Origin of the sequence: Hoylesella shahii (assembly GCF_937990675.1) — a bacterium.
GTDB lineage: Bacteria > Bacteroidota > Bacteroidia > Bacteroidales > Bacteroidaceae > Prevotella > Prevotella shahii.
In genome coordinates this window covers 45,048-55,366 of record NZ_CALKQY010000028.1, presented here as the reverse complement: position 1 = coordinate 55,366, position 10,319 = coordinate 45,048, and the positions used below count along the sequence as shown (strand labels likewise).

The 10,319-nt window shown below is 44.8% G+C and carries 7 protein-coding genes; all 7 read right to left on the bottom strand.

Annotated elements, in window-relative coordinates; translation table 11 throughout:
• Window positions 1-1,361: 1,361 nt before the first annotated feature.
• Entirely contained in the window at window positions 1,362-2,645 is a 1,284-nt protein-coding gene (locus QME03_RS04795; protein ID WP_281723642.1) for a Gfo/Idh/MocA family protein, read from the bottom strand.
• 566 nt (window positions 2,646-3,211) lie between these two features.
• The gene (locus QME03_RS04790) at window positions 3,212-4,723 is read right to left on the bottom strand and encodes a glycoside hydrolase family 10 protein (RefSeq protein ID WP_273146574.1); all 1,512 of its coding nucleotides are present in this window, start codon (window positions 4,721-4,723) and stop codon (window positions 3,212-3,214) included.
• 191 nt (window positions 4,724-4,914) lie between these two features.
• Window positions 4,915-5,499, bottom strand: a complete 585-nt coding sequence (locus QME03_RS04785; protein ID WP_025815976.1) for an IMPACT family protein — start codon at window positions 5,497-5,499, stop codon at window positions 4,915-4,917.
• A gap of 346 nt (window positions 5,500-5,845) precedes the next feature.
• Window positions 5,846-7,099, bottom strand: a complete 1,254-nt coding sequence (locus QME03_RS04780) for a DUF1015 domain-containing protein (protein WP_025815977.1) — start codon at window positions 7,097-7,099, stop codon at window positions 5,846-5,848.
• Between the two features lie 10 nt (window positions 7,100-7,109).
• Window positions 7,110-8,027, bottom strand: a complete 918-nt coding sequence (locus QME03_RS04775; RefSeq protein ID WP_281723641.1) for an NAD(P)-dependent oxidoreductase — start codon at window positions 8,025-8,027, stop codon at window positions 7,110-7,112.
• A gap of 96 nt (window positions 8,028-8,123) precedes the next feature.
• Window positions 8,124-9,191, bottom strand: a complete 1,068-nt coding sequence (gene serC / locus QME03_RS04770; protein ID WP_273146576.1) for a 3-phosphoserine/phosphohydroxythreonine transaminase — start codon at window positions 9,189-9,191, stop codon at window positions 8,124-8,126.
• Between the two features lie 545 nt (window positions 9,192-9,736).
• Complete coding sequence (locus QME03_RS04765) at window positions 9,737-10,246, bottom strand: nitroreductase family protein (RefSeq protein WP_273146577.1); 510 nt, start codon at window positions 10,244-10,246, stop codon at window positions 9,737-9,739.
• Window positions 10,247-10,319 lie beyond the last annotated feature (73 nt).

Here is a 10,319-nt window from a genome sequence, read left to right as displayed (position 1 = left end):
AGAAACAGGGATGCGCAATAAATAGATTGTACTGGACAAAGATTTGATGAAATCTCAAGTTCTGCCCATTCGTCTGTGGCAAAACATGTCCATGCCTTAAAAGGTAACCTGGAGGGAGTTCTTTCAATACATTCTTTACAAGTTGAAAGCATCTTTTCGGTGGCACATAATGAGGAAAAAGAAGATGGACTTTTTTATGTTTCTTATGTTCTTATGTCAAAATGGATGTAAAAACATGAAAGATGAACGTTTTCGTTAAGCCAAATGAACAATGTTGAGTTTGCTCGAACATTGTCATGGTGAGAAAACGCACTTTTAGAGAAACGAGAAATGAACGATTAACTCGTTCACTTATCCTCTTGTCCTCTTGTTAACCTGTTCACCCATTAAGTCGTTAGTCGTTGTAATATTTTCAGCAGGAAATTTAACATTGTGAGTGCCCATTTTATCCACCAACCGCCCACCTTGTCGCAAAAAATCGATTCTCGCGGAGGTTTGTTTTGATGCAAATAGAGGTTAGTTGTACATGAAGAGGGAATGAATATTTATTTAAACTGGACGCTACTAGCACCCGTTTTGGGGCTATTGCAGCAATATGAAGTGTGTTTTGGTGCTAAATGTAGTGCAATATGCCGCTAAACGCAGTGCGTTTTGGTGCTAAATGCAGTGCGTTTTGATGCTAAACGCAAGGTAAAATGGTGCTAAATGCAGTACTAGATGCTGCTAAATGTGAGGTGAAAAGCATAAATATGCACCGCGATGGTATAAATTTAACCTTTATGATTCATTAAAAACATGGCTGAAAAGGGCGAAATAGTCGTTAAAAAGTGGGATTTTAGGGGTTAAAAGCAGCTAATTGGGCTTGAAAAAATACGAGCAGTTAACCAAACTAGAAAGGTAAAATGGTACTAAAAGTGGTTTTATTCTTAAAAATAGACAAAATAAAAGACACGAAAGACTAGAAATAGTGGCTATTTAGCTGCTTTTTAACCCAGATTTTCGCTAGAACGGAGCGAAAAATCAAGAGAGTTTGTAAAATAAAAGCAATAATTTTAAGTTTTGTGTTGATGGGTTGGTAAGTTGCTGGGTTGGTAAGTTGATGAGCTTGTGAGTTGATGTTTTGAAATTTGTTGGGCTTCCGTTAGATTATAAGCCAGCGGGGTTACTTGTTCTGCACTTCGTATATGGTGGAATGTTTATCTTGTTGTTGGCATTACGAAGATAACAAACTCCGCTCAATTTATAAAACATTAAAAGCCCAAACGGCCTCTATGTAGGATTTAAGGGATTATGGGTGGGGTTGGGTAGGCGGAAAGGGGATGATGTTCGGCCGTGAGCAAGAGGGAACTTCGCCCATTGGGTTACCGCAAGACATTGCGGCGTGTGAAGTCGGGTATCATTACGGGCATCGACCCATGCTCGATAGATAGTTTTGAGAGTTCGGCAATGCAACACCACTCGGCCAAATCGTACACATCCATGTCTAGGGGCAAGCCTTGTTGTAGGCATTGAGCTAGGCGTAAGTCCATAAAGTAAGACATCCCACCGCGCGAGTCGAGTTGTTTAGCCGTACTAAGGGCTTCGGACGAGAAGGGCGGGGCATATTGATTGAGTAAGGTTTCGATTTGCAAATCGGTAAGAGGCGTGTTGTTATTGTCGATCTCAAGACCCCGTTTGGCGGCTGCTTCGGGGCTAATTAGCATTTCGGGAATGGGGTATTTAGCAGCATATCCCTGCGTACCAACAGCCTGAAACATGCGATTATAGGGGCGCGGGGTCATCACATTGTGCTGAATAAGGATGGTTTTGCCCTTCACGGTGCGTATCATGGTAGAGGTTTGGTCGCCGTTGGCAAAGCTATTGCAAGGCTCTCCCATTACTTCTTGATACACCTGCTTGCCCAAAAAAGCATTGGTATGCATGGCTGTGAGATAGTGTAGGCGATCGGTTCGATGTATATCGAGCAGTTGGCAGGCGGGTCCGATGCTATGAGTGGGATATACATCACCACAATTTAGGCGGTTGTACTCCATTCTCCACGCTGTCCAGCGGTTGCCAATGGGATGCGCATAGCCACCCTCCACATGCACCAGTTCGCCAAAAAGTCCTTCGTGGGCCATTTGTTGCACAGCCATTTCAAAGTGGTCGTATACTGCATTCTCCAACATCATACAATGTTGTTGCGTTTGTTCGGCTGTATCCACAAGCTGCCAAATGTCTTTTAGCGTGAGTGCTGCCGGTACTTCCACAGCCACACATTTGCCGCATTGCATGGCATAAGTGGCAATTGGCACATGCGAAAGCCAGTCGGTGCACACGTACACGAGGTTAAGACCTTGCTGTTGGCATAGTTGGCGGTAGGCCATTTCGCCCCAATATACAACCGGACGAGGCTTACCCAGTTGTTCAACGTGCTGTGCAGCCTCTTCGGCCGCTTGTTTCGATACATCGCATACGGCAGCAATGTGCACCCCTGGGATGTGGCACCAACGGGTTACGGCCACCTGTCCGCGTGCGCCAACCCCCACAAATGCTACTTGTAAATGGGGCATTGGCTCGAGAGCTAACGATAAAACATCGCGCTGACCGGCAGCACGAGTAGGGGTGAAAGTTTCTAATGGGCGCACCGCAGAGGTTATTTCCATTGTGTTCGTGTTTTAAATCTAATGCAAATATACCCAAAAAAGTGGAAGATGAAAGGGGGGAAAGCCTGAAAAAGTAGGGTGGAGGAAAATAAAATGTAAAAGGAGGAGAAGAACACCAACGAAAACAGTAGGCGAAGGAGGCGTAAAAAGGATAATGGTTGTGAGATAAACTCATGGTTGTGATTTGCTTTCTTGGTTGAAGGCGGTTGTGTTCGTGGAGGCTTTTGCGTGTTTTCTTAGCAGAAAAAACTTTGTTTGCACTTTATTTTGCGTAAGATAGAACTTTGATTGTGGTTAAAAGGTGAACTTGTTAGCCAGTCAGTGAATTAACTCTCGATACACAATGCGGGCCACATAAGTTCTTCGTAAAGGCAATGAGCCATTTTCGAGCAGCCTATATGGCCCGCAAAAAGCGTGTATGTAGAGAAAAATCTCAGACGTTGTTTGTTTGTTGCACCACGATTAAGACTAGAGGTGTTTGTGTGCTGAGGCGCTCAACCTGTGAACGCAACAGCGCAGCAGGGGGAGAATAGTGGTGTGCAAAAGGCATTTGCGGCCCAACAAGCCTACAACAACACCTTCTTTTTAGCCTTACGGCTCTCGTTGCTCATTCTGTCTAGGGCCGTAACCACGTAAGTGTATTTCACTTCGCCTTTGTTGTAGGGCAATTTAATCCATTTGTCGTGAGTGATAGCCACTATCTTAGCAGGATTCTCAATGTCGATATCCTCTCCAGGAGCAAAGCGATACACCACATACTTTTGTGCGAAGTCGCCCCAGCGTTTGCCTTTGGGTTCTTCCCAGAACAGAACAAGCCCATCTTCTGTCCATACAGCCTCAAGGTGTTTAGGTTTTTTGGGGCGTTTGTGGTCGATAAAAGGCATAAGCGGTTGCAGAGCTGGCGTCTTCCAATAGTAAGTTCGGAGTGCAGTTCCGTAGCTTCCCATGTTGTCGGCCACAGCTTTAGCATACCAAAGCACAGCACCTTGCACGTTGGGTAGCATTCTGCGCAACTTAAATTTAGCCTCCATCTGGTTGGTGGCAGGGTTCTTGAGGTCGGGTTCTTTAACCGTTTTCTCCACACTTTCTCCAATGTAGAGTGGTCGGTTGCCAGCATATTTATTCCACCAGATGGCCAGTGTTTGGTAGTCGGCAGCTGGATGGCCAATCTTCCAATACAGTTGTGGCACGCAATAGTCAACCCATCCTTTGTTTACCCATAAGAGAACGTCGGCGTAAAGGTCGTCGTAGTTTTGTAACCCACTTGTTGCGCTGCCGTTAACAGGGTCGGACTTTTTGTTACGGTAGATGCCAAACGGCGACACACCGAACTTAACCCAAGGTTTTCTATCTTTGATTGTTTGTCCTAGTTGCTGTACAAAGGCGCTCACATTGTTTCTTCGCCAGTCGTTTTTGTTGGCAAATCCGCCGCCATAGCGTCTAAATTCCTGGTCGTCGGCAATTGTTTGTCCAGCGGCAGGGTAAGGATAAAAATAGTCGTCTATATGAATACCGTCAACATCATAACGCGTTACGATATCGTCTACCACACGACAGATGTGTTCGCGGTTCTCAGGCAAACCGGGATTGAGAATTAATTGTCCGTTGTATGCAAAGGTTCTGTTGGGATAGAGCGCAGCCACGTGGTTGCGAGCCAATGCCTTTGTACCAGCAGTTTTGGCCCGATAGGGATTTATCCATGCATGAAGTTCCATGCCTCGGCGATGACATTGGGCAATCATCCATTTGAGTGGGTCCCAATAGGGTAGGGGTGCTTGGCCCTGAACGCCAGTCAAGAATCGGCTCCAAGGCTCAATCTTGCTTTCGTAAAAGGCATCACACTCTGGTCGTACCTGAAAGATAATGGCGTTAACACCATCGCGTTGTAGCTCGTCGAGTTGTTGTTTGAGAGTTTGTTGCATGGCTGCAGTGCTCATTCCTGTGAACTGTCCGTTCACTGTTTGTATCCATGCTCCCCTGAATTCTCGTTTGCTATGAAGCGAGGCAGCACGGAGTTGGGTTGCGCCCGCTAGCAACATGGTAGCCAAAAGAGTGGCTATCATCATTGTTTTTTTCATTTCCTATTAATGTTTTCGTGCAAAATTAGTCAAAATATACGTAAAAACAGCCTTTGCGGATGTAATATTGTTTAAGAATGTAGCCTCTTTTGCGTGTGGGCTTAGGCGATATTGTATTATTGTATGATTGAAGATGTTTGTTTGAAATGGTGAAAATCGCTGTCTCTTAGTTTGCTGCGACGTTGAAAAGGCTATTGAAAAGACAATTTTTTAAGTCGGTTGCGAAGCTCTTCAGCCTTTGAACGCACAATGCTCAACTTTATTTCGCAGGTGTTTTCGAAGTCGGTAGACACAATTTGAGCGTCCGACTCCTTTACAACACGCATCACACTGTTCATCATCACATAGGGAAAGGAGAAAGTAACGATTTCTTCTATCAGCTTACTTACCGCAGGTGTGTTGTCGATGGCTAGTGCAGCAGCTGTGCGATAAGCAACGATAAGCCCGCCCGTACCAAGGTTTACGCCACCATAATAGCGCACCACCACCACGAGTATGTTGGTTAGTTCGCGACTGTTAATTTGTCCGAGTATGGGCTTGCCAGCCGTGCTGCTAGGTTCGCCATCGTCGTTGGCTCTGAAATCCAGTCGCTCAGGGCCAAGCATGTAGGCATAGCACACGTGCCGAGCATCGTAATGTTGTTTACGATAGTTGGCCAGCAGGTCTTTTATTTGCTCAATCGAGTTCACGGGATGTGCATAGGCCAAAAACTTACTTCGCTTCTCGGTGTAAACCCCTTGTCCTATATTGTCGATGGTTTTGTATTCGTCGTTCATCCTTTTTATGTGTTGCAGCATGCCCATGCAGAAATATAAAGGGCACCTTGCAAAGTTAATACAAAAAGAATGATAAGGCGAAGAAAGTTGATAGTTTGTTTGGAGTGTTGATGAGTTATAGGGGAAAACTTGTGTTTCTAGGTGTATTCGGCGTTTCTAGTATTTCTTGGTGTTTCAGTAATCTTAAAAAGTTCAATTAATACTATTTTTTCAGGTTATTGGATATAAAAGCAATGTGTTTATGTGTGAATTTGTCTTTAGGTATAGAGCAAAACAAGCCGTGGACAGCTTTCTGCGCTTAATAGCGCACGCAAAAGCTTGTCCACGGCCATAAAGTGTAGGTGTGTTAGTCGCTAAGTTTATGTATAACAAGGCCCGAGCGCAGTTTAGGTTCGAACCAAGTAGCCTTTGGTGGCATAATCTTACCGCTGTCGGCGATGTCCATAATCTGTTGCATCGATACAGGATATAGTGCCAAAGCCATCTTCATTTCGCCACTATCAACGCGTTCTTTCAGTTCGTTTAGACCACGAATGCCACCCACGAAGTCGATGCGCTTGTCGGTACGAAGGTCTTTGATGCCCAAAATCTCATCGAGTATAAGCCGGCTAGAAATATCAACGTCGAGCACGCCAATGGGGTCGGCATCGTTATACGTGCCTTTCTTTGCCGTGAGGCTGTACCATTCTCCGTCAAGATAGAGTGAGAAATTGTGCAATCCCGTGGGATGATACATTTCTTTACCCATCTTTTTAACATCAAAGTTTTGTTCCAGCTTCTCCAAGAATTGAGCAGAAGTAAGTCCGTTAAGGTCTTTCACCACGCGGTTATAGTCTAAGATGGTGAGTTGTGATGCTTGGAAACACACAGCCATGAAGTAATTATACTCCTCGTCACCCTTATGATTAGAGTTGTTCTTAGCCTTTTCTGCGCCAACAAGAGCGGCAGCTGCCGAACGATGGTGTCCGTCGGCGATGTAAAGAGCGGGCATCTTGGCGAATTCTTTTGTGATAACGTCGATGTCGTTAGCATCGCTGATAACCCAGAATTGGTGTCCGAAGCCGTCGATAGGTGCAATAAAATCGTATTCGGGAGCGTGGTTCTTAACGTATTTGTTGATGAGTTCGTCGAGAACCTTATTATCAGGATAGGCAAAGAATACAGGTTCAATGTTGGCGTCGTTCACGCGAACATGCTTCATGCGGTCTTCTTCCTTGTCCTTACGAGTCAGTTCGTGCTTCTTAATCGTTCCGTTGAGATAGTCGTCAACGAATGCACCCACCACCAAACCATACTGCGTTTTGCCGTTCATGGTTTGTGCGTAAATGTAATACGAGGGTTTTTCGTCTTGCACCAGCCATCCCTTATCTTGGAATTTTTTGAAGTTGTTGGCTGCTTGCTCGTAAACTTTGGGGTCGTATTCCGAGGTTTCGGGTGAGAAATCAATTTCTGGTTTAATGATATGATACAAGCTCATTTCGTTATCGCCAGCTTCTACGCGAGCCTCTTCAGAGCTAAGTACGTCGTAGGGACGCGATTCCACCTTCTCAACCAAGTCTTTTGGGGGGCGGATACCTTTAAATGGTCTTATCGTTGCCATAGTTCGTGTATTATTTGTTTACTTGGAACTTGGTGCATCCATCAGCGAAGTATGCATTAATCTGCTTGGCTGCAGCCAGTCCAGCATTGAAGTTAGCCTCTGCTGTTTGTGCACCCATCTTCTTAGGTGTGCTGAAATATCTTCCTTCCAGCTTAGCAAAGTCGGCATCAGCGTCGGGTTTGATGTCGGTAACAAACTTCAAATCTTCGCGTTCAGTCATCAATTTGAGCAGCTCGGGCTCATTAATAACCTCCTTACGAGCGGTGTTTACTAGGATACCACCTTTAGGTAAGCGATTTACGAGTGCGTAGTTGATGCTTTGTTTTGTTTCGGGAGTTGCGGGGATGTGCAAGCTCACGATGTTGCATTGCTCGAACAGAGCTTCTTGGCTAGCCACAGCGTGCACGCCAGCCTCTTCGATAACGTTGGCAGGGCAGAAAGCATCGTAAGCGTAAACGTCCATTCCGAAGCCTTTGGCGATGCGAGCCACGTTGCGTCCAACATTTCCAAAAGCCAGCAACCCCAGTTTCTTACCGATGAGTTCTGAACCCGACTTGCCATTATAAAAAGCTCTAACGGCATAAACAAGCAAACCAAGAACAAGCTCAGCAACAGCGTTAGCGTTTTGTCCAGGAGTGTTTTCTACGATAATACCTTTCTCTTTGGCATAAGCAGTGTCGATTGAGTCGTAGCCAGCACCAGCTCTAACGATAACTTTCAATTTAGGAGCAGCGTCCATAATCTCGGGAGTAATTTTGTCGGAGCGCACAATCATGGCTTCAACATCTTTCACTGCGTCGAGCAATTGAGCAAGTTCTGTATATTTTTCTAGCAAAACAAGTTCGTGTCCTGCTTTTTCAATTTCTTCTTTAATGGCTTTAACCGCGTTGGCGGCAAAAGGTTTCTCGGTAGCAACAAGTACCCTCATAAGGAAAACAGTTATTTAGTTAGGTAAAAAAGTGTGGGTCTAGGTCTGACTGCGACCCCAGACCCACCTAATTGAATACGAAAATCTATATGTAGCTTAGAGTTTTGCTTCGAACTCTTTCATGCAAGCAGCAAATGCTTCAGCGCCTTCGATGCTCATAGCGTTATAGCAGCTAGCACGGAAGCCACCAACATCGCGGTGACCCTTGATGCCCACCATACCCTTTTGGGTTGCAAACTCCATGAAAGGCTTCTCCAGTTCGGCGAAGTCTTCGTTCATAACGAAGCAGATGTTCATCAATGAGCGGTCTTCTTCCTTAACGGTGCCACGGAATAAGCGGTTGCGGTCGATTTCATCATAGATAATCTTCGCTCTTTCGATAGCCTTTTTGTCCATTGCTTCAACGCCACCCGACTTCTTAATCCAGCGAAGTGTTTCGAGTGCACAGTAGATAGGAACAACGGGCGGCGTGTTAAACATCGAACCCTTGTCAACATGTGTGCGATAGTCGAGCATGGTTGGGATTTGGCGAGGAGCGCGACCCAGCTTCTCATCTTTCACGATGATAACGGTAACACCAGCCATAGCCAAGTTCTTTTGCGCACCAGCGTAGATACAATCGTATTTAGATACGTCAACGGGGCGGCTGAAAATGTCTGACGACATGTCACCAATAAGTGGGATGGGTGAGTCTATTTCTTTGCGGATTTCAGTTCCGTAGATAGTGTTATTGGTTGTAACGTGTAGGTAGTCGGCATCTGTGGGGATGTCAAACACCTTAGGAATGTAAGTAAAGTTAGCATCAGCCGATGTTGCTACTTCCACAACTTCGCCATAAAGCTTAGCTTCTTTCATTGATTTTTTAGCCCAAACACCAGTATTGAGATAAGCAGCCTTCTTAATAAGGAAGTTGCAAGGCACTTGGGTGAACTGTAACGAAGCACCGCCACCGAGGAAAATAACAGAATATCCTTCGGGAACGTTGAGCAATTCTTTGATTAAGGCAACGGCCTCATCAAGAACAGGTTGAAAATCCTTTGCTCTGTGGCTAATCTCCATCAGAGAAAGTCCAGAACCATTAAAGTCTAAAACTTGCTTCGCCGTGTTCTCGATAACTTCTCTAGGTAGGATTGAGGGACCGGCATTGAAATTGTACTTCTTCATATCTGTTTATGTTTTTAGTTATATAGACTAATCTGTGGCGTGCGCTGAAATGCTTCTGCGGTGCAGAAATCATTGTTCTTTTCTAGCCCTTCATGGTGCTGGGCTTTTGCTTGGCTTCTTTTGCTTTTCCTTTCTGTTGTTTTGTTAGTCATTTTTCATCAGGAAGTTAGCAAGGTGTTGCTAGGTTCAAGCCTTTTATCCATTAGGGGAGGTTTTTAGAACGCGCTTTAATTGTCATCAGGTAGTTGATGGTGCGAAGATAGTTTTTTTTGCTTTCCCCGCCAAATTTTTTTGTAGTTATTTTTCGCTAACAAAGGGCGATGGGTTTAATGATTTTGTAATGAAATATATTGCAAATGTAAAATATGTTGCAAATAGTAACGAAAATGCCTTTAACAAGATAACACGAATTTATTGTTTGCGTATGTCAATTGTCTTTTTGATACTCTGTTTAAATTTGTAAAAAAGCGCGACTATTAAACATTTCAAGGCTTTTAATCGCGCTTTTTAGTGTTTTAGGGATGTTTTTGGATGGCTGTTCAAGGTTAGAAACGAGACGTTATTTGGCTCATTTCTTTGCGTGGTGATGGTTTGTTAGGTGTGTTTGCTGGGTAGCCAATTGGCAAGATGGCCACGGGATGCCATTGTTCACCGAGGGGGAATGCTGCTTGCAGAGCCTTCACATCAAAGTTACACACCCAGCAACTGCCTAGTTCTAAGGCCGATGCAGCCAGACAAATGTGCTCTGTGGCAATGGCCGCATCGATGTCGGCGTGGTTTTTTTCATCCTCTTCACGCCTCCAGGCTTGTTCGTTTGCCGCATATATAATAATGTATAGTGGGGCTTGTTTTATCCAATCGCGGTTATAACATTGCTGCACTTTGTTTCGGGCTTCTGCTGTTTCTGCCACAACGAAGTGCCATGGTTGTTTGTTGCAAGCCGAGGGAGCACGTCTTGCACATTCCAAAAGATAGTTTATCTTTTCTTCTTCCACCGCTTGCGCACTGAAGGCGCGTGTTGAATAGCGTTCTTTTGTCAATTCTAGAAAGTTCATTTGCATGGTTGTTTTTAGGGGTTCAACATATTATGCACCCACAAAGTTAGCATTCTTTTATCAGTTCACCCTC